Origin of the sequence: Pantoea sp. R13S299 (assembly GCF_048515925.1) — a bacterium.
Lineage (GTDB): Bacteria > Pseudomonadota > Gammaproteobacteria > Enterobacterales > Enterobacteriaceae > Pantoea.
In genome coordinates this window covers 37,187-63,463 of record NZ_JBLYEF010000005.1, presented here as the reverse complement: position 1 = coordinate 63,463, position 26,277 = coordinate 37,187, and the positions used below count along the sequence as shown (strand labels likewise).

Here is a 26,277-nt window from a genome sequence, read left to right as displayed (position 1 = left end):
ATTTCGGGTTTATGAATAAGCCTGGCACATTTTTTGACGGGCGAGGTGTCAGTTTTTCAGGTGGCGACTGGCGAAGCGGACCGCGAGAGCCGCGGCACCGGCTAAAGTGGCGAGCGCAACCACGCCATTCCAGCCCCAGTGAGCCAGCGCCAGACTGCCCAACGCCGCACCGGTCGCCATACCGATAAACACCACGGTAAACAGCAGTGCATTCAGGCGACTACGTGCTTCCGGTGCCAGACCGTAGACCAGCGTCTGATGTGCCACCAGCGTGGCCTGCACCCCTAAATCAAAGCCGATGGTACAGAGGACTATCAGCGCCAGCTGCGCCGGCATGGGCAGCAGCGGCAGCAGGAACATCAGCGCAAAAGAGATCGTCACCAGCGCGGCACCGGCCTGCGTCACTCTTGCCGGACCGATGCGGTCAGAAAAACTGCCCGCCAGCGGTGCCGCCATCGCGCCTGCTGCCCCGGCTAAGCCAAAGGCACCAGCCACCGCACTGTCGAGATGAAAGCGGTCGCTGAGCATCAACGCCAGCGTTGACCAGAAGGCGCTGAAAGCGACGGAGAGCAGACCCTGGGCCAGCGCGGCGCGGCGCAGCGTCTGATGGTGACGCCACAGATGCACCAGAGACAGCAACAGGCGCGGATAGCTCACCGAGGTGCCGGGTGCAAAGCGCGGCAGCACCCGCCACAGCGTCAGCGTAATCAGCAGCACCGCCAGCGCGGCGATCATATACATGGTGCGCCAGCCGAAATACTCCGCCACCACCCCACTGACTACCCGTGACAAGAGGATGCCTACCAGCAGCCCGGTCATCACCGTGCCGACGATTTTACCCCGGCTGCGTTCCGGGGCCAGCGCCGCCGAGGCGGGCACAATATCCTGCGCCACGGTGGCAGTCAGGCCGGTGATAAAACTGGCAACCAGCAGCGCGCTGAGTCCGCCGGAAAAACCACACAGCAGCAGCGCCGCGACCAGCAGTAAACCTTTGATAAAGATAATGGTGCGGCGGTCGTGGCGATCGCCCAGCGGGGCCAGCAGCAGAATACCCAGCGCATAGCCCGCCTGGGTCAGCATCGGCACCATGCCGACTGCGCCAATGCCAGCGTTAAACTGCCTGCTGATGATATCCAGCATCGGCTGGCTGTAGTAAATCGACGCAACGCTGAGTCCGGCACCGGCGGCCAGGGTAAACACCAGCGGCGTAGAGAGCGATTCATTTTGAGTCTGGGTTTGTATGGCTGACATGCTGTAATCCTCATCATTTCGTACCACCATTAAAGCGCATCGCGGTTATACGCGGTAGACTGACAACAGGCAAAACCGTTATGCGTGGTACGTATGAACAATCCTAACAGCAGCGATCGCATCGACCTGATGCAGACCTTTATCCGTATCGTCGAGAGCGGCAGCTTATCCGCCGCCGCCGCCCAGCTCGGTACGACACAGCCCACCGTCAGCCGTCGGCTGCAGACCCTGGAGCAGCGGCTGGGGCTAAAGCTGATCCTGCGCACCACCCATGCGCTGAAGCTTACCGATGATGGCGAACGCTGCTATGCCCAGGCACGGCAGCTGCTGGCGACCTGGCATGCGCTGGAAGATGAGCTGACCGGGGCCAGTGCCGACCCGGTTGGTACGCTGCGGGTGCGCGCCCCGCACGCCTTTGGTCAGGATCAGCTGATCGCCCCGCTGGTGGATTATCTGCACCGCTATCCCCGGCTCAATATCGAGTGGATGCTGAATGACCGCACGCCCGACTTTATGGCGGAGAACGTAGACTGCGCCATTCAGGTCGGCGCGCCAACCGATCCCTCGGTGGTAGCGGTTCTGCTGGCAGAAGTGCCGCGGATTGTGGTGGCGGCACCGCACCTGCTGGCGCAGCATTCGCCGATAGAACAGATTGAACAGCTGCGCGATCTGCCGTGGCTGGCGCTGACCAGCTTTTACCGTAACGAAGTGGCGTTGCAGAAGATTGACGACGGCCAGCCGGTGAATCTGGCGATTACGCCCCGGCTGAGCAGCGACAGCTTATATGCGGTGCGCAAAGCGGCGCTGGCCGGTATGGGCGCGGCGATTGTCTCATCATGGGCGGTGCAGGAAGATTTAGCGGATGGCGGTCTGGTTCAGCTGATGCCCGCGTGGCAGGCACCACCGCTGCCGGTGTGGCTGACCTATCCCTGGGCGAGTTACTACCCGGCCAGGCTGCAGCATTTTTTTGCGATGATCAAAGAGGTGATGCCGCAACTGGCGGGCACGCGCCCGGCCTCGCAGCCAGCCGGTCGTTCAGGGGGAACAGAGCGGAAAGGATAAAGCAGGCGCCCGCGTCAGCGGGCCGCCAGAGGGGTTACTTCAGTTTTTTGTCGCCGCGCGACATCTGATCCAGCCAGCCCATCACAAAGGCGGAAAGCACAAAGGTCAGGTGGATAATCACGTACCACATCAACTTGTCGTTTTCGACGTTGCGCGCTTCCATAAACACCCGCAGCAGGTGAATCGAGGAGATGGCGACGATGGAGGCAGCGACTTTGTTTTTCAGCGAGCCGGAGTCCATCTTGCCCAGCCAGCTCAGCTTCTCTTTGTCTTCGTCGATATCGAGTTTAGAGATGAAGTTCTCATAACCCGACAGCATCACCATCACCAGCAGACCGCCCACCAGTGTCATGTCGACCAGCGACAGCAGCAGCAGGATCAGATCGTTTTCCGCAATGCTGAAAATGTTGGGCAGCAGGTGGAAAATTTCCTGGAAAAATTTAATGGTCAGCGCCAGCAATCCCAGCGAAAGTCCAATGTAAACCGGGGCCAGCAACCAGCGCGATGCATACATCAGGTTTTCGGTAAAACGTTCCATACAATCCCACGAATAATCAAACAGGTCCGGGAGTATAACCGATCAACTGTGAAGTTATTTCAGCCCTTCGTCAGAAATTTCAGGGGCGGGCGGCAGCGGCAGCGAGAGACGAAATGCCGCGCCACCTTCGGGCCGGTTTTCGGCCCAGATCTGACCGCCGTGGCTCTCGACAATGGTTTTACAGATCGCCAGACCCAGCCCGACGCCCGGCACCGCCGACTCTTTATTGCCGCGCCAGAACTTATCGAATATCCGGGTTAAATCCTCTTCCGCAATCCCCGGTCCGCTGTCCCAGACCGCAATCTCCAGCCGTGTCGCTGCCCGCCAGGCGCGGATGCCGCGAGGGGCGCTGTTACCGGCATACTTCAGGCTGTTCTCGATCAGGTTAGTGAAGACCCGCTCCAGCAGCGTGCTGTCGCCTTTGATCAGCACGATGTCGTCCGGCAGATCGAGCTGGACCTCATGCCCTTTCAGCGACGGTGCCATGCTGCTCAGCGCGCCGCCAATCACCTCTTCCAGCGCCAGCCACTCTTCCCGCAGATTAAGGCCACCCGACTGAATGCGCGCCATATCCAGCATGTTGCTCACCAGCCGGATGGTGCTCAGCGTCTGCTCGCGGATCTGGCTGGCCTGCGGCACATATTTTGAGTTGTCGCTGGCCAGGTCGAGCATCAGCATTTCCGCCTGACCAAACAGCACGGTCAGCGGGGTGCGAAGGTCGTGAGACAGCGCCGACAGCAGCGCATTGCGCAGCTGTTCACGCTCAGCCGAGAGACGGGAGGCCGCCTCGCTGTGCGACAGCGCCATCCGCTCCAGGGCGTTGGCGATCAGCACGGTAAAGGTTTCTACCAGCCGCTGCTGTTCGGGGATCATCAGCTGACGCAGGTTCTGCGGCTCCACCACCAGCAATCCCCGGCAGTGAGCCCCGCTTTTCAGCGGCAGGATCTGATAAGGCACCGCGGGTAAGGTATCGGTGCCCGCACCCGCCGGCTGGCCTTTGCTGTAACTCCATTTCGCAATCGCGCGATCCGGCTCGCTGGCCGGTAGCGCATCGCCCACCGGCTTCAGCTCGCCCTGATCATCCGGCAGCAGCAGCAGGCAGCGTGCCTGTAAGGTGGCGTCGAGCACCCGCTGGCTGGTGGCGGCGATATCCTGCGGCGTCAACGCGCTGCCCAGCGATTTCGCCATCTCATAGAGCTGGCGCGCCCGCTGCTCGCGGTAGCGCGCCACCCGTGCCTGATAACGCACGCCTGCCGTGAGATTGCCGACGATCACGCCGACCGCCAGCATCACGCCAAAGGTCACCAGGTATTGCAGGTCGGAGACGGCCACCGTGCCCGTAGGGGCCACAAAGAAGAGGTCGAAGGCGATGATGTTCATCACCGTGGCGATCACCGACGGCCAGCGCCCGTAGCGCAGCGCCACGATCACCACTGCCAGCAGGTAGATCATCACGCAGTTGGCGGGATCGAAACCGATCAGCACAGACTGTCCGGCGGCGGTCACAAGGATACAGAGCACCAGCGCCATCATTACGCCGCGCAGCTGAATACGCCATTTCTCGCTGTTGACGCGGCCATCCGGCAGCGGATGCGGCGCATCCTTCAGCGGCTCATCCAGTGCGACGACCAGCAGATCGAGATCCGGGCCCAGCTGACCCAGTCGTTCGGCAAAACTGTCACGCCGCCAGCGCCGCAGCGGGCGGCGACCGGTGACGATTTTGCCCAGATTGTGTTCGCGGGCGTAGCCCAGTACCGCTTCCGCTTCATCCGGTTCAGAGAGGGTGGCGGTTTCCGCGCCCAGCTCCTGCGCCAGCTGTAACGTGCGCAGGATTGCCCGTCGCCGCGCTTCCGGCAGCCGGTTGAGCCGGGGCGTTTCGACATAGACCGCGTGCCATTCACTGCCGAGTCGCGCTGCCAGCCGGGCGGCGGTGCGCACCAGTTTTTCACTGCCGCTGTCGTCGCCAATGCAGAGCAGAATGGCGTCGCGGGTGTGCCAGACGCGTTCCCGTCCCTGCTGATCGCGCCAGGCGCGCATCTGATCATCGACCCGGTCAGCAGTGCGGCGCAGGGCCAGCTCGCGCAGGGCGAACAGGTTACCTTTGCGGAAAAAGTTTTCGATGGCGCGCTCAGCGCGGTCACCAATATAGACTTTGCCCTCTTTCAGCCGCTGCCGCAGATCGTCGGGTGGCAGATCGACCAGCACCACTTCGTCGGCGCTGTCGAAAAAGGGATCGGGCACGGTTTCGCGCACCTGAATGCCGGTGACGCCGCCGACCACATCGTTGAGGCTCTCAAGGTGCTGTACGTTGACGGTGGTCAGGACGTCGATGCCCGCTTCCAGCAGCTCCTCGATATCCTGCCAGCGCTTGGGATGGCGCGAGCCTTTGACGTTGGTGTGCGCCAGCTCATCCATCAGGATCACCGCCGGATGGCGGGCCAGCGCGGCATCGAGATCAAACTCCGCATGACGCGAACGGCCGGTCGCGCGACGCGGCAGCAGGGTTAATCCTGTCAGTAGCTGAGCGGTTTCCGGCCGTTCATGGGTCTCTACCACGCCGATCAGCACATCCAGACCCTGCGCACGCAGCCGCTGTGCCTCCTGCAGCATGGCGTAGGTTTTGCCCACGCCGGCACAGGCACCAAAGTAAATTTTCAGCTGCCCGCGATGCGTTTCGCGGTTAGCCTGCAGCAGCGCGTCGGGATCGGGACGCTGGGGTTCGTCGTGGTTCATCGCTTCCTTAGAGCCTATGCCAGTAGGCGTAATTGTTGCAGACAGTCTGGACACGGACAGCGCGGAACAACCGGAGCGTACACGTAGTACGTGAGGATTGTGAGCACTGCCCAGGTTCAGACTGACAAATAAAATAGCCTAATGGGATAGGCTCTTAACACCATTACAGTTCGTTGAGCTCCATATTCAGCTGCAACACGTTGACGGTCGGTGTGCCGAGGAATGGCATCAGTGGACGATGCGTCATCTTCTCAATCAGCGCCTCGACCTGCTCCACCGGCACCTTGCGGCTGGCGGCGACACGGGGAGCCTGCCAGAGAGCCGCCTGTGGCGAAATATCCGGGTCCAGCCCGCTGGCAGAAGCAGTGACCAGCTCAACCGGTACGGCTGCCGGTGCCTGCGGGTTCGCGGCCCGCAGCGCAGCGACGCGGTCGGCTACCGCTTTATCCAGCGTCGGGTTGCTGGCGGCCAGGTTGCTGCCGCCTGAGGAGAGCGGGTTATAGGGTTTATCACCGGTGGCTGAAGGACGGCCCCAGAAATAGTTGGGCTGGGTAAAGTTCTGGCCAATCAGTGCTGACCCGCGCGCCACGCCATCTTCCTCCAGCAGCGAGCCGCTGGACTGTGATGGAAACAGCCACTGTGCCAGACCGGTGGTGAGCAAAGGATAAACCACGCCGGTGACAAGCGTAAGCAGCAACAACAGTAAAATTGCCGGACGTAACTGACTCATTTTTTTCTCCTCAGGCCATGCCTGAAAGCACTAACAGCAGATCGATCGCTTTGATGCCGATAAACGGCACCAGCAGGCCACCCAGACCGTAAATCAGCAGGTTACGGCGCAGCAGCGCAGCAGCACTCAGTGGGCGGTAGCTGACGCCTTTCAGGGCCAGCGGGATCAGGAACACAATCACCAGGGCATTAAAAATAACCGCTGACAGAATCGCGCTGGCGGGCGAGTGCAGATGCATCACGTTGAGCATGTTGAGCTGCGGATAGGTCGCCGCAAACGCCGCCGGAATAATGGCGAAATATTTCGCCACGTCGTTGGCGATACTGAAAGTGGTCAGCGACCCGCGCGTCATCAGCATCTGTTTACCGATGTGCACCACTTCCAGCAGCTTGGTCGGGTTCGAGTCGAGATCGACCATGTTGCCCGCCTCTTTCGCCGCCTGCGTACCGGAGTTCATCGCTACCGCCACATCCGCCTGCGCCAGGGCAGGCGCATCGTTGGTGCCGTCGCCGGTCATCGCCACTAAACGTCCTTCTGCCTGATACTGGCGGATTAGTGCCAGTTTGGCTTCGGGTGTGGCCTCCGACAGGAAGTCATCCACGCCCGCTTCTGCAGCAATCGCCGCGGCGGTTAGCGGGTTATCGCCGGTGATCATCACCGTTTTGATGCCCATTTTGCGCAGCTCGGCAAAACGCTCTTTGATGCCGCCTTTTACGATATCTTTCAGCGCCACCACGCCCAGCACGTTCGCGCCCTCTGACACCACCAGCGGCGTGCCGCCACCGCGTGCCACCTCTTCCACCTGCGCATTGACCTCGGCAGGGAAACGGCCATGGTTCGCTTCGATATGGCGACGAACGGCATCGACCGCGCCTTTGCGGATTAACCGGTCCTGCACGTTCACGCCACTCATGCGGGTCTGGGCTGAGAACGGAATAAAGCTGGCGCCCATGCTGCTGAGATCGCGCTCACGCAGATTAAATCGCTGCTTCGCCAGCACCACGATACTGCGGCCTTCCGGCGTCTCATCGGCCAGCGAGGCGAGCTGCGCGGCATCGGCCAGTTGCTCTTCGCTGACGCCTGGCGCGGGCATGAACTGGGTCGCCTGGCGGTTACCCAGCGTGATGGTGCCGGTTTTGTCCAGCATCAGCACATCCACATCCCCGGCGGCTTCTACCGCACGTCCACTGGTCGCAATGACGTTTGCACCCAGCATGCGGCTCATCCCCGCCACCCCAATCGCCGACAGCAGGCCGCCGATAGTGGTCGGGATCAGACAGACCAGCAGCGCCACCAGCACGGTGATGCTGACCGGCGTTCCGCCCCATGCGGAGAACGGCCAGAGCGTCACGGTCGCCAGCAGGAACACGATGGTCAGTGAGACCAGCAGGATGGTCAGAGCGATCTCATTCGGGGTTTTGCGGCGTTTTGCGCCTTCAACCATGGCGATCATCCGGTCAAGGAAGGTTTCACCCGGGTTGGCGCTACAGGTGATCACCAGCCAGTCAGAGAGAATACGGGTACCGCCCGTCACAGAGGCGAAGTCACCGCCTGACTCACGGATGACCGGAGCAGATTCACCGGTAATGGCGCTCTCATCCACTGAGGCACCACCCTCCATCACTTCACCGTCACAGGGAATGATGTCGCCCGCTTCTACCAGCACCGCATCGCCTTTGCGCAGCTCATCGGCACTGACCTGATGCCATTCGGCACCATAGCGCGCTGATGCCAGTTTTTTGGCAAAGCTGGTTTTTTTCACCCCTTTCAGGCTGCTGGCCTGGGCCTTACTGCGCCCTTCTGCCAGCGCCTCCGCCAGGTTGGCGAACAGCACGGTGAACCAGAGCCAGACCGCAATCGATCCGGTAAAGCTGGCGCTGCCGCTGATGCGCCCGGTCAGCATGGCCACCGCCAGCAGCGAGGTCAGAATGCTGCCGAGGTAGACCACAAACATCACCGGGTTACGGAACTGCACCCGAGGATCGAGCTTTTTCACCGCATCCCAGGCCGAGGTACGCAGCAGGGCTGCGTCAAATAACGCCTGTTGTTGACGACTCATGAGGATTGTCCCTGAACAAGTTGCAGATGCTCAGCCACCGGGCCCAGCGCCAGAGCAGGAATAAAGGTCAGTGCACCCACCAGCAGCACCGTACCGATCAGCAGTGCAATAAACAGCGGACCGTGGGTTGGCAGCGTGCCGTTACCCACCGGCTGCACTTTTTTCACCGCCATCGCTCCGGCAATCGCCATCACCGGAATGATGATGCCGAAGCGACCCAGCAGCATGCAGACAGCCAGTAACAGGTTCCAGAACGGCGTGTTAGCACTCAGTCCGGCAAAGGCGCTGCCGTTGTTGTTGGCCGCCGAGGAGACCGCGTAAAGCACTTCGCTGAAGCCGTGAATGCCCGGGTTGGCCATTGCGCTGCGTCCGGCGTCGGTCATCATCGCCAGGGCGGTGCCGATCAGCACCAGCGCCGGGGTGACCAGAATCGCCAGCGCGGTCATTTTCATTTCCCACACATCGACTTTTTTACCCAGGAACTCCGGAGTACGGCCAATCATCAGTCCGGCGATAAACACCGCCAGCAGTACAAACAGCAGCATGCCGTAGAGACCGGCACCGACGCCGCCAAAGATCACTTCACCCAGCTGCATCAGCCACATCGGCACCATGCCGCCCAGCGCGGTAAAGGAGTCGTGCATGGCATTGACCGCACCGCAGGAAGCCGCGGTGGTGATGACCGCAAACAGGCTGCTGTTGAGAATGCCAAAGCGCGTCTCTTTGCCTTCCATATTGACGGCACTGTCGGCCCCCAGCTGGAGGAAGTGCGGGTTGCCCTGCAGTTCGGCCCACATCACGACGGCAACTGCCGCGACAAACATCAGCGTCATCGCCCACAGCAGCATGTGGCCCTGACGACGGTCACGCACGCTTTCGCCAAACGCGAAGCAGAGCGCAGCCGGGATCAGGAAGATGCTCAGCATCTGCACCAGGTTCGTCAGCACCGTCGGGTTTTCAAACGGATGAGCGGAGTTGGCGTTAAAGAAGCCGCCACCGTTGGTGCCCAGCATTTTGATCGCTTCCTGCGACGCCACCGGTCCCATCGACAGTGTCTGCTGCACGCCTTCCAGCGTGGAGAAGCTGTGATAAGGCGCGAAGTTCTGAATGCTGCCCTGGCTGACAAAGAACAGCGCCATCAGCAGGCTGATTGGCAGTAAGACGTAGAGCGTGATGCGCGTCAGATCGCGCCAGGCGTTACCCAGGGTCGCAGAGCTGCGATTGGCGAAGCCACGGATCAGCGCAAAGGCGACGGCGATACCGGTCGCGGCAGAGAGGAAGTTCTGCACCGTCAGGCCCACCATCTGACTGAAATAGCTCAGGGTGCTTTCGCCGCTGTAGGACTGCCAGTTGGTGTTGGTCACGAAGCTCACGGCGGTGTTGAGCGCCAGATGCCAGCTCAGGCCAGGCAGTTGCTGAGGATTCAGCGGCAGCGAGCCCTGCAACAGCAACATCGCCAGCAGCACCACGAAGCCCAGCGCATTGAACAGCAGAATCGCCAGCAGGTAGTGAGGCCAGCGCATATCCGATTCCTGCGCACCCAGCATTCGCCACAGCGGCGCTTCCAGGCGGGCAAATACCGGCTTGTCAGCTACTAACGAGGCCAGACCCCGTCCAAGCGGCTGCGCCAGCACCATCAGCAGCACCAGATAAAATGCGATGAGTAAAAAAGCATTGGCCGCCATCAGAAGGCCTCCGCATTTAACAGGGCATAGATCAGATAGCCCAGCAACAACACCACCAGCACAATGCCAGTTATTACGCCCACGCTCACAGGAACCTCCAGAGGATTGGATTTATGGCTTAGCTTGCGCGGAGGCGTATAAAGAAGGGGTTAAAATGCAGCGGGCGGGCGTAAAAATAGTGTAAAAATGGCGAAAAATCAGGCGACTTCCAGCGCCCAGATACGATTGAGATCGACGTTGCCCCAGAGCTTACTGTCTTCTGCACCCACAATGCTGTCGGTGCAGAAGCTGTCGCCGAGGTCCAGCTCTTCCGGCTTCACTTCACGCTGGGCGTGCAGCGACCAGAAAACATGCACGCAGGGACGCATCAGCGATTTTTCGCCCGCTTTCACCACCAGCGCCACCCGACCAGAGGCCAGACGCACCAGCGATCCCACCGGGTAGATGCCGATGGTTCGTACGAAGGTGTGCAGCAAGCCAGGATCGAAATGGCCGCGCCAGCTCAGCATCTGGTGCATCGCCTCAGCAGGTGTCCAGCCGTTGCGATAGGAGCGGGTTGAGGTCACGGCATCATAGACATCACACACCGCCGCCATACGGGCGTAGAACGAGATCGCCTCGCCTTTCAGGCGGTGAGGATAGCCGCTGCCATCATATTTTTCATGATGATGCAGGGCGATATCGAGCAGATCGTCGTCGGCATTGGCCTCTATCAGCATCTGCGTGCCGACCACCGGATGCTCACGCATCACCCTGAACTCTTCTTCGGTCAGCTTGCCCTCTTTGTTGAGGATCGCCAGCGGCACGGCCGCTTTGCCGACATCATGCAGTAAACCGCCCATGCCCACCCGACGCAGCTGCTGCTCATCCAGCCCAAGTTTTTTACCCAGCGCAATCATCAGCCCGCAGACCGCCATGGAGTGCAGATAGGTGTAGTCATCATGATTTTTTAGCCGCGCCACGCTCAGCATGGCAGAGGGTTCACGCGTGATCGATCCGGCGATTTCATCCACCAGGTCCATCATATAATCGAGCTTCAGGCCGTTACCCAGCCGCGCTTCGTTGAACATCGCCAGCACTTTCGGTTTGCCCTGCTGGAAGATCAGCTGTGCCTGATCCAGTTCCTGAAAAAACGGGGTGCGCCCGATGGTTCTCTTTGCGACCGGAGAGGCGATCGGCATCTGCACCGAACGATCAAGGTCGATCCAGAGCTGGCGGATCCCTTCACTGCGTAGCGTGGCGATTTGACGTGGGTCGGTGATCAGCATCTGATTATGAATGCGCTGGTCTTTTATCCACCAGACCTCCAGCTTGTGGATAAACATCCCTGGACGCAATTCATCAATGGTAATCAGCTTTATCACGCTATCACTCCTTAACACTGGCGGGGGGGTAAGGTGATATCGGCAGCTGGACAAATTTTCTTCAGGCTGTTTTGTGCGAAGGCGGGAGTTGGGAGAGTGGTCAGAGGAGAGGCGTCCTGCCTCACCCCTGTTTCAGCAGGGTTACGTCATTGGTATGATTACACTACCCGGGTCAGCACCGGCTCACCACGGGCAAAGGCCAGCATGTTCTCAAACACCAGGTCGGCCATCGCTGCCATGGTTTCACGGGTGCTGCTGGCGATATGCGGCGTAATCACCACATTGTCGCGCTGGCGCAGGGCGTCGGGCACCTGCGGCTCCTGTTCGAATACATCCAGCCCGGCCCCGGCGATCTGCCGGGTTTCCAGTGCCTCTACCAGCGCCTGCTGATCCACCACGCTGCCGCGCGCAATGTTAATCAGATAGCCCTGCGGTCCCAGCGCCTGCAGGACTTCCGCGTTGATAATATGGCGCGTCGTGGCACCGCCTGGCAGCGTCAGCACCAGAAAATCGGCCTGCTGCGCCAGCGCGACCAGGCTCTCATGCCGGGTATAGGGCACATCAGGGCGTGAACGCGGATTGTAATAATGAATCTGCATATTAAATGCCTGCGCGCGCCTGGCTACCGCCTGACCGATATTGCCCAGCCCGACGATGCCGCATACCTTGCCGCCGATTTTGCTGCTCAGCGAAAAGCGCCCCTGCGACCAGTGACCGGCTCGGGTGAAACGATCGGCCTCACTGATGCGGCGCGCCACATCCAGCAGCAGCGCCATCCCCAGATCCGCGACGCAATCATTCAGCACCTCTGGCGTGTTGGTCACCACAATGCCGCGCGACCGGGCAGCTTCCATATCAATGCTGTCATACCCGACGCCATTACTGCAGATCGCTTTCAGGTTGGGCAACGCGGCAATCAGCGCGGCGGGTGCGCCCATGACCGCATTGCCGCTGGTGACCAGCATGTCAATATCTGCCCCCTGCTCAGCCAGAAACGCCGCCTCATCGTCCACCTCCCACAACCGGAAGGCGGTAAACGACGTTTCGATATTCTCTATTAGCTGTGGTGGCAGGAATTTCCCTTTGATCAGCACCTTACATTGCTTTAATGCCATCTTCTTTCTCCTGATTATTATAGGATGCCGGGCGATCGGTCTCTTCTCCGACGCGTTCAATCGGTCCCATCACCAGCAGGAACAGCAGAGCCGCTACCACGCAGTGTGCCGCCACAAACGCCAGTCCGATGCTGTAGCTGCCGGTCAGCCCGACGATGATGCCGAACAGCAGCGGCGTGGTGAAACCGGCGATATTGCCAATGCCGTTAAATATCGAACCCGCCAGACCTACTGCCTCTTTGGGGGCGGTATCGCTGATCACCGTCCAGGTGCCGGCTCCGGCCGCGATGCCTTTGCCGAAAAAGGCGAAGGACATAATGGCGATGATGCCGCCGTTACCGGGAATGATCGCCGCCAGCACCAGGCTGGACGCCATCAGCATGCCGACGATATAGGGTGTTTTACGCGCCCAGGAGACGCTCCAGCCACGGGCGATTAATTTGTCTGACAGGTAACCGCCGCTGATCCCGCCAAGAAAACCAAACAGCGCCGGAGCAATAGTGGCGAATCCCGCTTCCATGATGTTCATGCCGCGCGCCTGCACCAGATAGATCGGGAACCAGGTGATAAAGAAGTAGCTGAGCGCGATGATGCAGTACTGCCCGAGATAAGCGCACCAGAGCATGCGATTGGTAAGCAGCTTTCTGAACATCGCTTTGCTGATCGGTGGCTGCGCTTTCAGCGTCTGGGCCGCATCGATATCCACCAGCGCGCCACCCTCGACGATGTGGCGTAGTTCACTTTCCGATACGCCGGGATGATTGCGCGGCTCGCGCATCCAGGCCGCCCAGACAAATACCGCCACCAGCCCGATGCCGCCCAGCACAAAGAAGGGCCATTCCCAGCCAAAGCGCGACACCAGCCAGCCTGAAAGCGGCGAGAAGATAGCGACGGCAAAATATTGCGCCGAGCTGAACAGCGAGGAAGCCCGTCCCCGCTCTGCGCCGGGGAACCACATAATCACTACGCGCGCATTGGCGGGAAAGCTGGGCGCTTCAATTAATCCCAGCATAAAGCGCAGACCAAACATCAGCATCAGTGCGCCGGTCATCCCGCTGGAGAACTCACCCACGAATCCCATCGCCAGCGTGGAGACAGACCAGAGCGCCAGCGTGACGCCATAGACTTTTTTGGCTCCGAAGCGGTCAAGCAACAGTCCGCCGGGGATCTGACCGATGACATAGGCCCAGCTGAAGGCAGAGAGGATCAATCCGAGCTGGATCGCCGACAGCCTGAACTCCTCTTTGATCGCCGATCCGGAGATCGACAGGATCGAGCGGTCGGCGTATGCCACCACCGACAGAAACAGGATCAGGCAGAGGATCCCGATGCGGACATGGGTTGTCCGTTGAGGCAGTTGGTCGTTAAGCATGAGCTGAATTCCTTAAAAAGCGGCGGGTTGCGCCACGAGGTTTTTTTCAGGAATAACGCTGAGATTTCCCGCTTCAGGAAATATAGGTAGGAGGCTAACTATCGGTCATTGTGCAGATGTCGGGATCGTCTGGCACGATTAAGAGGTTTTCTGACAACCGCCACAACTGCCCGTGCGGCGCTGCACAAAAGCGTGAAGAGTCCCGGCTTTCTGCCGCAGAGTGTGCGCCAGGTCGGGGATTTCACCGGCGCGGGCAGCTATGACGCGGCGATTTCACGGCAAAGTGTGTCGGCGCTAACAAGTGTGAAAAGGGCCGGTTGTCAAAGCGGACGGCAGTTCTTAAGCTGCAAATGATCCTACTTTTCCATTTTTATAATAAATGAAAAATCCATTCCACCTGGCAACCTCTGGAGTCCCCAATGAATAAACGTGCATGGGCCATACTCTGTCTGCTCTCTCTGTCCACGTCGGCGCTGGCTGAGAAGGTCGGCGTCTCAATGGCTTATTTCGACCAGAACTTCCTGACCATTATTCGCCAGTCGATTGAGAAAGAGGCCAAAGTGCGTCAGCTTGATGCGCAGTTCGAAGATGCCCGCGGCGACGTGGGTCGTCAGACCGACCAGGTTCAGAGCTTTATCAGCGCTGGCGTAGACGCGATTATTGTCGATCCGGTCGACTCGGCCAGCACCCCAGCACTGACGAAACTGGCGCAGCAGGCGCACATTCCGCTGGTCTACGTTAACCGCTCTCCGGGCGATAAAACCCTGCCGCCGGGCGTGGTGTTTGTCGGCTCTGACGAACGCGAATCGGGCACATTACAGATGGAGGCGCTGGCGAAGCAGGCCGGTTACCGTGGCAAAGTCGCCATCATGATCGGCAACCTCAGCGATGCGGGCGCGCTGCAGCGCACCAAAGATGTGGAACAGGTGGTGGCAAAGTATCCCGACATGAAAGTGGTGCTGAAGCAGACCGCCAACTATGCGCGCAATGAGGGCATGGATTTAATGCTCAACTGGCTGTCGAACGGCGAAGAGATTGATATTGTCGCCGCCAACAACGACGAAATGGCGATTGGCGCGACGATGGCGATTGCTCAGGCGAAACCGAAGAAAACCATTCTGGTCGGCGGCATTGATGCCACACCGGATGGTTTGAAAGCGCTGGCGAGCGGCAGACTGGCGGTGACGGTGTTCCAGGATGCCGTGGGCCAGGGTAAAAAGTCGGTTGAGGTGGCGCAGCAGATGATCAAAGGCCAGAAGGTCGACTCCCACCAGTGGATTCCGTTTGAGCTGGTCACGCAGCAGAACATGCAGCATTACAGCAATAAAAATCCGTAACGCAGCACGGAGCGGCAGTGATGCCGCTCCGGTTATTACTTGTCGTGCAGCAGCTTCGCCATCATTACCACATCGCGCAACTGACCGTCGCGCAGGGCGGCTTCACGCATCACCCCTTCCCGCTCAAAGCCCAGACGCTCATAGAGCCGCAGCGCCCGATCGTTGTCATGGAACACCTCCAGCTCCATACGGGTAATACCCAGCCAGTTGCGTGAATAGTCCATCGCGGTGCGGATCAGGCGCTCACCGACGCCACGACCGCCAAAGTCGGGATGCACGCCCAGCCCAAAGCTGATGCAGTGGCGGGTACGCGGCTTGTTATCCACAAACAGCGTCAGCTCACCGGCCAGCACGCCATCGATCTCGGCGACAAAAGCGATAAACCCCTCGGCATCCATTCTGGCGATTTTTTTCTCCCAGGTGGCGACGCTGGGAAACGGCAGCTGCAGTGTCCAGGGATAAACATCGGGATGACTGTAGAGTCGCTGATAGGCGGCTGCATCGTGCGGTTCCCGTGCCCGAATGACGATTTCCATATTTTCTCCTGTTAGCCGAACGGGGATCATGCACTAAGCTGTAGCTCTTTACCGGACGGAAAGAGTACCGCTATGTTGTATCGTCGTTTTGAGCGTTTTATCAATATTTTTCATGACGCGCCCACCGATTCGCCGCCCTCAACGGTCTGGTCGTTTTACCTCTACTATCTGCGTCAGGTCTGGCCGAGTTTTGCCGCACTGCTGGTGGTTGGGCTGGCAGCAGCGCTGATCGAAGTGTCATTGTTCAGCTATCTGAGCCGCATTATCGATATGGTCAATCACTCCACGCCCGCCAGCCTGTTTCAGGATAACTGGCCGGTACTGCTGTGGATGGGTGCGGTGGCGCTGATTCTGCGGCCGATTTTTATCGCCCTGCACGACATGCTGGTGCATCAGAGCATCAGCCCGAGCATGACCAGCATGATCCGCTGGCAGAATCACAACTACGTGCTGCGCCAGAGCCTCAATTTCTTCCAGAGCGATTTCGCCGGCCGTATTGCCCAGCGCATCATGCTGACCGGCAGTTCCCTGCGTGATTCTGCGGTGCAGCTGGTAGACGCCATCTGGCACGTGCTGATCTACGCCGTGACTTCGCTGGTGCTGTTTGCCGGTGCCGACTGGCGGCTGATGATCCCGCTGATTATCTGGATGGTGGCCTACAGCGCCTCGCTGCGTTTCTTTGTGCCGCGTGTTAAAGCACGTTCGGTGGTCTCCTCGGAATCGCGATCTAAGCTGATGGGCACCATTGTTGATGGCTACACCAACATCGCCACCATCAAACTGTTCGCGCACAGCGATCTGGAACGTCAGTATGCGCGTGAGGCGATTCAGGAGCAGACGGAAAAAACCCAGCATGCCGGTCGCATGGTCACCAGCATGGATCTGACGCTGTCGGCGCTGAACGGCCTGCTGATTGTCTCGACCTCCGGGCTGGCACTCTGGTTATGGAGCCAGTCGCTGATCAGCGTCGGGGCGATTGCGCTGTCGACCGGTCTGGTGATCCGTCTGGTGAATATGTCCGGCTGGATCATGTGGGTGGTTAACGGCATCTTCGAGAATATCGGCACGGTACAGGATGGCCTGAAAACCATTGCGCAGCCGCTGAGTGTGCAGGATGCGCCGCAGGCGAAGCAGCTGAAGGTGACGCGTGGCAACATCCGTTTTGAGGATGTGTGCTTCGATTATGGCGGTGGTCGTCAGGTGATTAACGGTTTTAACCTCAACATCAGACCCGGTGAGAAGATTGGCCTGATTGGCCCTTCGGGCGCCGGTAAATCGACGCTGGTGAACCTGCTGCTGCGTCTTTATGACCTGAACGGCGGGCGGATTGTGATCGACGATCAGGATATCGCCGCCGTGACGCAGGAGAGCCTGCGCAGCCAGATTGGCATGATTACGCAGGACACCTCGCTGCTGCACCGCTCAATCCGGGAAAACCTGCTCTATGGTCGTCCTGACGCCAGCGAGGAGGAATTACAGCTGGCGATTCACCGCGCCCGCGCCGATGAGTTTATTCCACTGCTCTCCGATTCACTGGGCCGCACCGGGCTGGACGCGCACGTGGGCGAGCGCGGCGTGAAACTGTCGGGTGGTCAGCGTCAGCGTGTGGCAATTGCCCGCGTGCTGCTGAAGGATGCGCCGGTTCTGATCATGGATGAGGCCACTTCTGCGCTCGACTCCGAAGTGGAAGCGGCGATTCAGGAGAGCCTGGAGTCACTGATGCAGGGTAAAACCGTGATCGCGATTGCGCACCGCCTGTCGACCATCGCGAAGATGGATCGACTGGTGGTGCTGGATAAAGGCGGCATTGCCGAGATGGGCAGCCATCACGAGCTGCTGGCACAGAACGGTCTTTATGCCCGTCTGTGGCAGCATCAGACCGGCGGTTTTGTCGGCATCGATTAATCGCCGCGTCGATAGGGTAAGGCGTCGCGTGCTTCTTCCGCCCAGCCGCGCACGCCTTCCCGCTCCTGCACCAGAAAATCTGCCACGGCATCGCGCAGGCCGGGATGCAGCAGATAGTGCCAGGAGTGGGTGATCTTCGGCTCAAAGCCACGCACCAGTTTGTGCTCGCCCTGTGCGCCCGCATCAAAGCGCGTCAGCCCTTCATCAAGGGCTAAATCCATCCCCTGATAGAAACAGGTTTCGAAGTGCAGCCGGTCAAACTCCGCCAGACAGCCCCAGTAGCGGCCATAGAGCGAGTGGCTGTCCCGCAGATAGAAAGCCATTGCCGCCGGTTGCTGCTGTAAGCGGGCGATCACCACCACAATATTCTGCGGCATCCGCTCCGCCAGCAGGCTGAAGAAGTCGCGCGTCAGATAGGGTCGCTGACCGCGCACCGCATAGGTGTTGGCGTAACAGGTATAGACAAAATCCCACTGATCTTCGCGCAGCTGACAGCCCAGATAGCGGTCAAACTCAAAGCCGCTCTGCTGCACCTGCTCCCGCTCTTTACGCAGCTGTTTGCGCTTGCGCGACATCAGCGTGTCCAGGAAGTCCTGAAAATCGCGGTAACCACGGTTGTGCCAGTGATACTGACAACCGAGCCGGGACAGCCAGTCGGGCTGATCGGCCAGCAGCTGGTTAGCCTGCGCATCGGTAAAGTTGATGTGTGCGCCGCTTAAGCCCTGCTGCAACAGGCTCTCCGGCAGCGCCGACAGCAGCTGTGCCGCGGCGGATGTGTCACCCAGCAGACGCGCGCCGCTAACCGGGCTAAAGGGAATCGCTCCCAGCCATTTCGGGTAGTAACGGATCCCGGCGCGCTGGCTGGCATCCGCCCAGGCGTGATCAAAGACATATTCGCCCTGCGAGTGGCGTTTGCGGTAGCCCGGCAGCGCGGCACGGGTCACGCCATTTTCCCGCCACAGCAGGTGATCAGGCTGCCAGCCGGATTCGGGCCGCACGCTGCCACTCTCTTCTAACGTAAGCAGAAAGGCGTGGCGCAAAAACGGCTGGTCATCAGGCAACAGCGCATCCCACTCGGCGGCCGGGATCTCCGCCAGTGACGTCAGGTGAATCAGCGACATGAAATACTCCAGAGAACGTCGGGCAGAGAGTCAGTCAAGCAGGTTTTCCCCGCCAGCGAAAGGGTTAAGGCACGCAAAGTGAAGGCTGCAACGCCTGGCCGCAGCCCCTATACTGCCACTTTACCTCCACAGGACATCGCCATGGATCGACTCGATTGTGACCGGATGTTTGTCACGGTGCTGGAAACCGGCAGCTTTTCGGCGGCGGCGTTACGTCTGGGCACCAGTAGCAGTCAGGCGTCCAAGCTGGTTTCAAAGCTGGAGCAGCAGCTCGGCGTCCAGCTGTTCAAGCGCAGCACGCGCGCCCTGTCGCCCACCGATGTCGGGCGCAGCTATTATGAGCGGGTAAAGAACCTGCTGGATGCCTTCGAGGCGCTGGATGCCAGCGTGCGGGAAAGCGCGACCGCGCCGACCGGCAGACTCCAGATCAGCGCGCCCGACTCCTTCGGTACCGCGATACTCTCCCAGGTGCTGGTGGCGTTTGCCCGGCGCTATCCGCAGATTGAACTGGATGTGAGCTTTTCAGATCGGGCCGTGAACATCGTCGATGAAGGCTTTGATATGGCGATCCGTATCGGCACCCTGAGCGACAGCAGCCTGGTGGCGCGCAAGCTGGGTGAAGTGCATGTGCGCATCGCCGCCTCACCGGTCTATCTGGAGCAGTTCGGCACGCCGCAGCACTGGCGTGACATGGACCAGCACCAGTGCATCATCGACACCAATTTTCGCGATCCCTGGCACTGGCCGTTTACCCGCGGCGACAGCAGCAACGAGATGGTCACCGTACCGGTGCGCGGGCGTCTGCGCTTCGCCAATACCGAAGCCTGCCTGCAGGCCGCCGTCGCTGGTCTGGGCATTGCACGACTGCCCGGTTTTATTGCGGCCCCGGCGCTGCAACGGGGTGAGATTGTCAGGCTGCTGGAGAACTTCGACACGCCGCCGCTGGGCCTGTTTGCAGTCTATCCGCCTGCCCGTTATCTGGCACACCGGGCGCGCCTGTTGATCGACTTTCTGGTGACGCACTTCACCCACTTTCCACTGGCGTGATTTCTTCCATAATGGAATAAATGATTGTCTTCACCAGCGGATTATCAGCCATTTCGGCATCAGTTAAGCTGCTTCTCTCATCACAGAGGAGTCGCACGATGTTAACAGAAGGCAAATGGAGTAGTGACTGGCATCCGGTGCAGGCTACCGATAAACAGGGCGGCTTCGTCCGTCAGACGTCCGGCTTCCGGCACTTTATCAGCAGCGATGGCTCCACAGAGTTCGCGGCCGAACCCGACCGTTACCATCTCTATGTCGGGCTGATCTGTCCGTGGGCGTCCCGCACCCTGATGGCCCGCAAACTCAAAGGGCTTGAGTCGCTGATTAGCGTGACGGTGGTGGAGCCGCAGCTCGGTGCCCAGGGCTGGCGCTTTGGCAATTTCCCCGGTGCGCAGCCAGACCCGCTGAACAACGCGCAATATCTGCATGAAATCTATACCCGCGTCATGCCCGATTACACCGGCCGCGCCACCGTGCCGGTGCTGTGGGACAAGAAAACCGGCACCATCGTTAACAACGAGTCCGCTGACATCGTGCGCATGTTCAACAGCGGCTTTGGCGATCTGGCCGATAACCACATCGACCTCTATCCCGCCGCGCTGCGCGCCGAGATTGATGCGCTGAATGAGAGCCTCTATCCGCGTCTGAATAACGGTGTCTATCGTGCCGGGTTCGCGACGACCGCAATCAGTTATCAGCAGGCATTTAACGACGTCTTCAGCCAGCTCGACGAACTGGAAGCCCTGCTCGGCGATGGCCGCACTTTCCTGCTGGGTGAACGGCTGACGGAAGCCGATATTCGCCTGTTCGTGACCCTGATTCGCTTTGACGTCGCCTATCATGGCCTGTTCAAATGCAACCTGCGCCGGATACGCGACTACACTCTGCTGAATCGCTATCTTAAGAGCATGTTATCGGTCTCCGGGGTGCGTGAGACGGTCAATATCGATCACATCAAACAGGGTTACTACTCAATCAAGGCGCTGAATCCGAACGGGATCGTTCCGGCTGGCCCGGATATGAGTGAATACAATTTATAAGGGCGCAAGCTAAAGGAGCAATGATGGCAAAAGCACTGGTGATTTTTCTGCATGGCGTAGGCAGTAACGGCGACGATCTGGCTCCGATTGGCCGTCACTGGGCGACGCTGTTGCCGGATGTGATTTTTGCCTCCCCCAATGCGCCCGAACGTTTTCCCGCCGGTTTTGGCTGGCAGTGGTTCAGTCTGGCGGACGTGACGCCAGAGAACCGGCCGGGACGGGTTCGGGCCGCGCGGGCGGCGTTTGATGCAACACTCAATGAGATTGTTGCGCAGCATGGCTTCGCCGATCGCTGGCAGGATGTGGTGCTGGTGGGCTTCTCTCAGGGGTCGATCATGGCGCTGGATGCACTGGCTTCCGGCCGTTATCCGCTGGCGGGCGTGGTCGCCTTCTCGGGTCGTCTGGCGGTTGACGGTGAATTAACGCCGCAGGCTCATGTGCCCGCGCTGCTGATTCACGGTCAGGCCGATGACGTGATCCCGTGGCAGGAGAGCGAATCTGCCGCAGCAAGACTTCGTGCAGCAGCGGTGCCGGTCGATGCGCGCTTTGAACCCGCCACCGGCCACACCATCTCAGCCCAGGGTGCCCTGCACGCCGCCGCGTTTATCGGGCAGTGCCTGCAGGATTAACCCCAGCAGCGCGTTAACGCCTGCCAGGCATGACGCGCAGCCACGTCGGGCGGCAGGCGTTTCAGCGCATCATTAAAGACTTCGATTCCCACCGGCCCCTGATAGCCCGCACTTTTGAGCTTATCGACAAAGCGTTCAACATCGATAATGCCATCGCCGGGCAGCAGACGCTGATGCTTTGCCATCGCCATCAGGCTCTGCTTATCCTGGGCGGGAACGGCCGCCATATCACACAGCTGCACTTCATAAATGCGGTCGGCGGGAATGCCGTCCAGTTGCGAGGCGTCGCCGCCCAGCGCGCAGATGTGGAACAGATCAACCACCAGCCCGATATTGGGCTGGTCGAGCCGCTGCAGTCGCTGCCACGCCAGCGGCAGCGTGTTGTCCACGCTGCACCAGGCCATCGGTTCATACATGATGCGCATGTTGTAGCGTGCAGCTTCAGAGGCCATCCAGCGCAGGTCATCATCAATCTGATCGGCGCAGCAATCCTCGCGGGTGCTGGCCGGTGCCTGAATGGTGTCGCAGCCCAGCGCCTGAGCGATCCGGATAAACTGACGCAGCTCTTCACGCTTCTGACATCGCAGCGCACCGGGTGCGCCGGTAAAATCGCGCAGCACCTGCAGATTGGTAAAGCCAGGTCCCTTTAAGCCGGCGATCTCCGCCAGGGCCGCAGCGCCGCCCTCACTTGCGTCGACATCCTCGCGCCAGATCTCGACCTGATCAAAACCGGCGTCACGCGCCGCCTGTAATTTCTGGCCGGGTTCACCGTTTAACAACACCAGGTTAAGGAAGGTAGGATTGGTTCGCATTGCTCGGCTCCTTAATCGTCCGGAATAATCGGTGACGTTCAGCATTACGCCCTGAAACGCGGGCGTAAAACCTGAAACAGTATCTACCTCTTAAGCGTTATGACAAGCGCCGATTCGCCGGGTCAGCCCAGCAGCGTGACCAGCGCGAAACCGGCAAACGCCATCAGCAGCGAGCCGATCACATGCACCAGCACGATCGCCATTCCCCAGAGATATTTCCCTGCCTGCAGCAGTCCCATTAATTCCGCGGTGAACGAGGAGAACGTAGTCAGCCCGCCGCAGAGTCCGGTGACGATCAGCAGTTTCCAGATTGGGTCGATCTCCGGATGGCGGACAAACCAGGCCATCGCGCCGCCGATCACCAGACCGCCGATCAGATTCACCAGCAGCGTGCCAGGCGGCAGGTTGGGAAAGAGCGCATTAAAGCGCATCGCGAACAGCCAGCGCAGAACACAGCCAGCAGAGCCGCCGATCACCACAGCCAGTAACGGTTTAAACATGTCTTGCTCCTGATTACAGAGTAATGCCGGGCTGAGGGGAGAGGCAGAGATAAATTGCGCCTGACACCTCAGCTCCCGCGAAAGGATTGAGTGTCAGGCGTCATCAGCCGGTGTTAAGCCCACCGGCGGTTGGGAAAGGTGGCACGCCATCACCTTGAGCGGGTGATAATACGACGCCCGTTTCAGGCTGGCAAGCGTGTGCTCGTAGCGGCTGAATCGCTTGACGCCCTGCCCGCTGGCGGGGTAATGCTGATGGTTTACAGCCTGTTGCGGAGACCCTATGCGTACCCTGATTTTTGATACTGATATCGGCGTGGATGATGCCTTTGCGCTGGCTTATGCGGCGCGGACGCAGCATCTGCTGGGGATTACCACCGTATTTGGCAACGTGGCGGTGGGTCAGGCGGTGAAAAATGCCCGGCTGTTTTGCGACAAAATAGCGATTAACGCGGCGGTCTGGCGCGGCTGTTCACGGCCGCTGGCGCTGGCACCCTCTGCGCCCGCCAGGCTGCACGGTGAAGATGGCCTGGGCGATGCGTTTGATAATACTTTTAGCGATGAGGCACCGGGCGCGGTGCAGTTTATTATCGACAGCGTGCGGGCGCAGCCGCATCAGATCACCCTGGTGGCGATTGGCCCGCTGACCAATATCGCGACGGCCATTAATCAGGCGCCGGATATTATTCCGCTGGTGAAAGAGCTGGTGATGATGGGCGGCGCGTTTGGCACCGACGGCCACAGCGGCAACGTGACGCCCTTCAGCGAATTTAATATCTGGAAAGATCCGCACGCCGCCGATCAGGTGCTCGCCTCGGCGCTCAACGTGGTGGTGATCCCGCTGGATGTCACGCACAAGGTGCTGATCAGCGGCGAAGAGGTTCAGCGTCTGAACCAGCCGGTGCTGAGCGCTATCTGTCGCCCTTACCTGGCTTACAGCCTGGAGAAAGAGGGATTCAACGGTATGGCGCTGCACGACACCCTTGCGGTGGCGTGGCTGACGCTGCCGCAGGCCTTTACCCTCACTGAAAGCCCGCTGCGGGTGATTACAGAGGGCATCGCCTGCGGTCAGACGGTGCGTAAACTGAGTGCGCTGGCATCACGAGCCGATCCGTTTGCCGGTCTGCCCGCCCAGCGTATCGCGCTCGGCGTGGATGCCGACGCGGTGCGGGCACACTTCTTTGAGACCCTCACCGCGCCCTGAAGCGCTGGCTGACCGCGTTACTGGTCGAAGTGAATTACGCCTTTGATCAGCTCGCGGTTGTTGATGATTTGCGCCTCGAAGGTTTCATCCAGCGTGGAGAAAGCCAGATGGTGATTCAGCATCATTTCGGCGCGCAGCTTGCCGCTGGCCATCAGCGCACTCACCCGGTCGAAATCTTCGCGGGTGGCGTTACGGCTGCCCATCAGCGTGGTCTCTTTTTTGTGGAATTCACTGTCCGGGATGACCAGATCGCCTTTATGCAGGCCGACATAGACAATCGTGCCGCCGTGCCGCATCAGGTTGACCGCATTGTTCATCGCCGCCGGGCTGCCGGTGGCATCGATCACTTTCAGCGCCAGACGGCCACCAAACTGCTCACGCAGCGCGCTGTAAAATGCCTCATCAGCCGGATTCAGTGCCGCCAGCCCGAGCTGGTCAGCGACATGCTGGCGACGGAATTCACTGGTATCTGCCACCACCACCTGTGCGCCGCTGGCGGCGGCAATAGCGGCAACACCCAGTCCAATCGGTCCGGCACCCACCACCAGCACCTGCTCATCCGCCACAATTCCGGCACGACGCACCGCATGGGCGCTGATGGCAAACGGCTCAATCAGCGCGGCTGCTTCCGGTGCGACGTCATCCACCGCCAGCAGCGTGCTGACCGGTACGCTTAAGTAGTCGCAGAAACCGCCATCCTGATGCACGCCAATCACCGAGATCTGCTCACAGCAGTTGGTCTTGCCGCTCTGGCAGGCGTCGCAGCGCAGGCAGGAGATGTAGGGCATTAATGCGACCCGCTGGCCTGGCTGAAAGCCCTTTGCGCCACTGCCCAGCGCCACCACTTCGGCACAGATTTCATGGCCCAGCACCCGTGGATAGCTGAAGAACGGCTGATTGCCGGACCAGGCGTGAATGTCAGTGCCGCAGATCCCGGCGGTAAGAATTTTAATCAGCGCCTCGCCAGCGGCAGGCTCGGGTGTGTCGCGGGTGGCCCAGACCATCTTACGTGGTTCAGCGATGACCAGTGCTTTCATTGTTGTCATGGTGATTCTCCGGTTGTCCTGCAGGCAGTTATGGCGAATCCTGCTCGCTGCGCGGCGTTCGTTTGCGGGAACTGTGAAGCACGGCGATTTTTTTGGGCTTTGAATGGTTTTTAATGCATAAAAAACCGGAGAGTCCGATGAGCCGCAGCCAGAATTTGCGTCAGAACGTCATCAACCAGATGCTGGAGAGTATTGCTCAGCGTCACATTCGTTCGCCCCTTCCCCCGCAGGCTGCACTGGCCGAGATGTTCAATATCAGCCGCACCACGGTGCGCCATACCCTGCACTATCTGCATCAGTGCGGCGTACTGGATAAAGTCGATCAAACCTACGTTATCGTGCGCGATCCCCGCGAAGATGACAGTTTTAGCGCCTTAACGCCGCCGATTGAGCAGCAGGCCAGCCACTTCGAGCAGATGTTTTTTAATATGATTAACCAGCGGCAGCTGGTGCCTGGCGATACCTTCAGCGAGCTGCAACTGGCGCAGCAGGTGAAAGTCAGTCCGGTGGTAGTGCGCGAATTTCTGCTGCGCTTTATGCGCTATGACCTGCTGGAGCCGGTGAAACGCGGCCAGTGGCGCATGAAAAAATTTACGCAGGACTACGCCGAAAAGCTGTTTGAACTGCGCGAGATGCTGGAAACCCACGCCCTGAGCCGCTTCCTGAATCTGCCCGGCAGCGATGAGCGCTGGGTTCAGGCGCGGGATCTGCTGGATCGTCACCGATCGATGCGCGACACCATCGCCAGCAACTATCGCCACTTTGCTGCGCTGGACCGCCAGATGCATTCGCTAATTTTATCCGCCGCCAACAATCCCTTTTTCAATCAGTCGCTGGAGATTATCTCGGTGATCTTTCACTCGCATTATCAGTGGGATGAAAGCGATCTCAAGCAGCGCAATATCGTGGCGCTGGAGGAGCACATGGCGATTCTGACCGCTCTGATTGGCCGTCAGGACATCGACGCGCTCTGTGCATTACATAACCATCTGGCGACCGCCAAAACCTCGATGGTACGCTCAATCGGTCAGTACAATTAAAAACCGATTAAAAACCACAAAGCATTAGCTCCCGCACGATTCAGAAACATCTTTGCAACATCCTTAACCCTTTGCTCTTAGTCTCGACTGCAACGTCACGGCGGCCTTTTGCCGCTGCGCGCAGACCCCTTCTCACCATAACGATAAGTACCCA

General features: G+C 59.7%; 23 protein-coding genes and 1 riboswitch. Of the genes, 8 read left to right on the top strand and 15 right to left on the bottom strand.

Annotated features, from left to right (window positions below):
- Positions 1-48: 48 nt before the first annotated feature.
- Positions 49-1,251, bottom strand: coding sequence for an MFS transporter (locus ACN1CO_RS19395; RefSeq protein WP_419140332.1), 1,203 nt, complete (start codon positions 1,249-1,251; stop codon positions 49-51).
- A gap of 93 nt (positions 1,252-1,344) precedes the next feature.
- On the opposite strand from ACN1CO_RS19395, the gene ACN1CO_RS19390 reads away from it, so the two are divergent.
- Positions 1,345-2,313 (top strand): LysR family transcriptional regulator, encoded by a 969-nt coding sequence (locus ACN1CO_RS19390; protein ID WP_419140331.1) that lies wholly within the window; start codon positions 1,345-1,347, stop codon positions 2,311-2,313.
- Positions 2,314-2,347: 34 nt separating this feature from the next.
- On the opposite strand, the gene ACN1CO_RS19385 is transcribed toward ACN1CO_RS19390, so the two are convergent.
- The 9 genes from ACN1CO_RS19385 to ACN1CO_RS19345 form a co-directional block, all read right to left on the bottom strand.
- The gene (locus tag ACN1CO_RS19385; RefSeq protein WP_419140330.1) at positions 2,348-2,851 is read right to left on the bottom strand and encodes a TIGR00645 family protein; all 504 of its coding nucleotides are present in this window, start codon (positions 2,849-2,851) and stop codon (positions 2,348-2,350) included.
- 54 nt (positions 2,852-2,905) lie between these two features.
- Positions 2,906-5,584: a two-component system sensor histidine kinase KdpD gene (kdpD, locus tag ACN1CO_RS19380; protein WP_419140329.1), complete on the bottom strand. Its 2,679-nt coding sequence runs from the start codon at positions 5,582-5,584 to the stop codon at positions 2,906-2,908.
- A gap of 163 nt (positions 5,585-5,747) precedes the next feature.
- Positions 5,748-6,314 carry a potassium-transporting ATPase subunit KdpC gene (gene kdpC, locus ACN1CO_RS19375; protein ID WP_419140328.1) on the bottom strand — a complete coding sequence of 189 codons (567 nt, stop codon included), beginning with the start codon at positions 6,312-6,314 and terminating at the stop codon, positions 5,748-5,750.
- A 10-nt stretch (positions 6,315-6,324) separates the two neighbouring features.
- Entirely contained in the window at positions 6,325-8,373 is a 2,049-nt protein-coding gene (gene kdpB, locus ACN1CO_RS19370; protein WP_419140327.1) for a potassium-transporting ATPase subunit KdpB, read from the bottom strand.
- Positions 8,370-10,058 carry a potassium-transporting ATPase subunit KdpA gene (gene kdpA, locus ACN1CO_RS19365; RefSeq protein WP_419140326.1) on the bottom strand — a complete coding sequence of 563 codons (1,689 nt, stop codon included), beginning with the start codon at positions 10,056-10,058 and terminating at the stop codon, positions 8,370-8,372. Before kdpA ends, kdpB begins: the two co-directional genes overlap by 4 nt.
- Positions 10,058-10,147: a K(+)-transporting ATPase subunit F gene (kdpF, locus tag ACN1CO_RS19360; protein WP_010253443.1), complete on the bottom strand. Its 90-nt coding sequence runs from the start codon at positions 10,145-10,147 to the stop codon at positions 10,058-10,060. Before kdpF ends, kdpA begins: the two co-directional genes overlap by 1 nt.
- A gap of 108 nt (positions 10,148-10,255) precedes the next feature.
- The gene (locus ACN1CO_RS19355; RefSeq protein WP_419140325.1) at positions 10,256-11,422 is read right to left on the bottom strand and encodes an HD-GYP domain-containing protein; all 1,167 of its coding nucleotides are present in this window, start codon (positions 11,420-11,422) and stop codon (positions 10,256-10,258) included.
- A gap of 158 nt (positions 11,423-11,580) precedes the next feature.
- Positions 11,581-12,537 (bottom strand): 2-hydroxyacid dehydrogenase, encoded by a 957-nt coding sequence (locus ACN1CO_RS19350; RefSeq protein WP_419140324.1) that lies wholly within the window; start codon positions 12,535-12,537, stop codon positions 11,581-11,583.
- On the bottom strand, positions 12,518-13,909 hold the full coding sequence (locus ACN1CO_RS19345) for an MFS transporter (protein WP_419140323.1): 1,392 nt from the start codon (positions 13,907-13,909) through the stop codon (positions 12,518-12,520). Before ACN1CO_RS19345 ends, ACN1CO_RS19350 begins: the two co-directional genes overlap by 20 nt.
- Before the next feature lie 419 nt (positions 13,910-14,328).
- Here ACN1CO_RS19345 and ACN1CO_RS19340 point away from each other — a divergent pair, with 419 nt between their 5' ends.
- Positions 14,329-15,246, top strand: coding sequence for a sugar ABC transporter substrate-binding protein (locus ACN1CO_RS19340; protein ID WP_419140322.1), 918 nt, complete (start codon positions 14,329-14,331; stop codon positions 15,244-15,246).
- Between the two features lie 35 nt (positions 15,247-15,281).
- Here ACN1CO_RS19340 and ACN1CO_RS19335 read toward each other — a convergent pair whose 3' ends face one another.
- Complete coding sequence (locus ACN1CO_RS19335; protein ID WP_419140321.1) at positions 15,282-15,782, bottom strand: GNAT family N-acetyltransferase; 501 nt, start codon at positions 15,780-15,782, stop codon at positions 15,282-15,284.
- A 72-nt stretch (positions 15,783-15,854) separates the two neighbouring features.
- Here ACN1CO_RS19335 and ACN1CO_RS19330 point away from each other — a divergent pair, with 72 nt between their 5' ends.
- Complete coding sequence (locus ACN1CO_RS19330) at positions 15,855-17,687, top strand: ABC transporter ATP-binding protein (protein ID WP_419140320.1); 1,833 nt, start codon at positions 15,855-15,857, stop codon at positions 17,685-17,687.
- Here ACN1CO_RS19330 and ACN1CO_RS19325 read toward each other — a convergent pair.
- Positions 17,684-18,808, bottom strand: coding sequence for a GNAT family N-acetyltransferase (locus tag ACN1CO_RS19325; RefSeq protein WP_419140319.1), 1,125 nt, complete (start codon positions 18,806-18,808; stop codon positions 17,684-17,686). The two genes, ACN1CO_RS19330 and ACN1CO_RS19325, sit on opposite strands and share 4 nt — an antisense overlap.
- A gap of 141 nt (positions 18,809-18,949) precedes the next feature.
- On the opposite strand from ACN1CO_RS19325, the gene ACN1CO_RS19320 reads away from it, so the two are divergent.
- The 3 genes from ACN1CO_RS19320 (at position 18,950) to ACN1CO_RS19310 (ending at position 21,524) form a co-directional block, all read left to right on the top strand.
- Positions 18,950-19,855 (top strand): LysR family transcriptional regulator, encoded by a 906-nt coding sequence (locus ACN1CO_RS19320; RefSeq protein WP_419140318.1) that lies wholly within the window; start codon positions 18,950-18,952, stop codon positions 19,853-19,855.
- 98 nt (positions 19,856-19,953) lie between these two features.
- Entirely contained in the window at positions 19,954-20,895 is a 942-nt protein-coding gene (locus ACN1CO_RS19315) for a glutathione S-transferase family protein (RefSeq protein ID WP_419140317.1), read from the top strand.
- A 23-nt stretch (positions 20,896-20,918) separates the two neighbouring features.
- Positions 20,919-21,524 (top strand): alpha/beta hydrolase, encoded by a 606-nt coding sequence (locus ACN1CO_RS19310; RefSeq protein WP_419140459.1) that lies wholly within the window; start codon positions 20,919-20,921, stop codon positions 21,522-21,524.
- Here ACN1CO_RS19310 and ACN1CO_RS19305 read toward each other — a convergent pair.
- The gene (locus ACN1CO_RS19305) at positions 21,521-22,336 is read right to left on the bottom strand and encodes a sugar phosphate isomerase/epimerase family protein (RefSeq protein ID WP_419140316.1); all 816 of its coding nucleotides are present in this window, start codon (positions 22,334-22,336) and stop codon (positions 21,521-21,523) included. The genes ACN1CO_RS19310 and ACN1CO_RS19305 overlap by 4 nt on opposite strands.
- A gap of 122 nt (positions 22,337-22,458) precedes the next feature.
- The gene (gene crcB, locus ACN1CO_RS19300) at positions 22,459-22,836 is read right to left on the bottom strand and encodes a fluoride efflux transporter CrcB (protein WP_283546800.1); all 378 of its coding nucleotides are present in this window, start codon (positions 22,834-22,836) and stop codon (positions 22,459-22,461) included.
- A gap of 87 nt (positions 22,837-22,923) precedes the next feature.
- Positions 22,924-22,999: riboswitch (Fluoride riboswitch) on the bottom strand.
- 117 nt (positions 23,000-23,116) lie between these two features.
- On the opposite strand from crcB, the gene ACN1CO_RS19295 reads away from it, so the two are divergent.
- A complete protein-coding gene (locus tag ACN1CO_RS19295; protein WP_419140315.1) occupies positions 23,117-24,037 on the top strand; it encodes a nucleoside hydrolase in 921 nt (306 codons plus the stop codon).
- 17 nt (positions 24,038-24,054) lie between these two features.
- On the opposite strand, the gene ACN1CO_RS19290 is transcribed toward ACN1CO_RS19295, so the two are convergent.
- Positions 24,055-25,083 (bottom strand): zinc-binding alcohol dehydrogenase family protein, encoded by a 1,029-nt coding sequence (locus tag ACN1CO_RS19290; RefSeq protein ID WP_419140314.1) that lies wholly within the window; start codon positions 25,081-25,083, stop codon positions 24,055-24,057.
- A gap of 137 nt (positions 25,084-25,220) precedes the next feature.
- Between ACN1CO_RS19290 and ACN1CO_RS19285 the strand changes: the two genes are divergently transcribed.
- Positions 25,221-26,123 carry an FCD domain-containing protein gene (locus tag ACN1CO_RS19285; protein WP_419140313.1) on the top strand — a complete coding sequence of 301 codons (903 nt, stop codon included), beginning with the start codon at positions 25,221-25,223 and terminating at the stop codon, positions 26,121-26,123.
- The last annotated feature ends 154 nt before the right edge of the window (positions 26,124-26,277 follow it).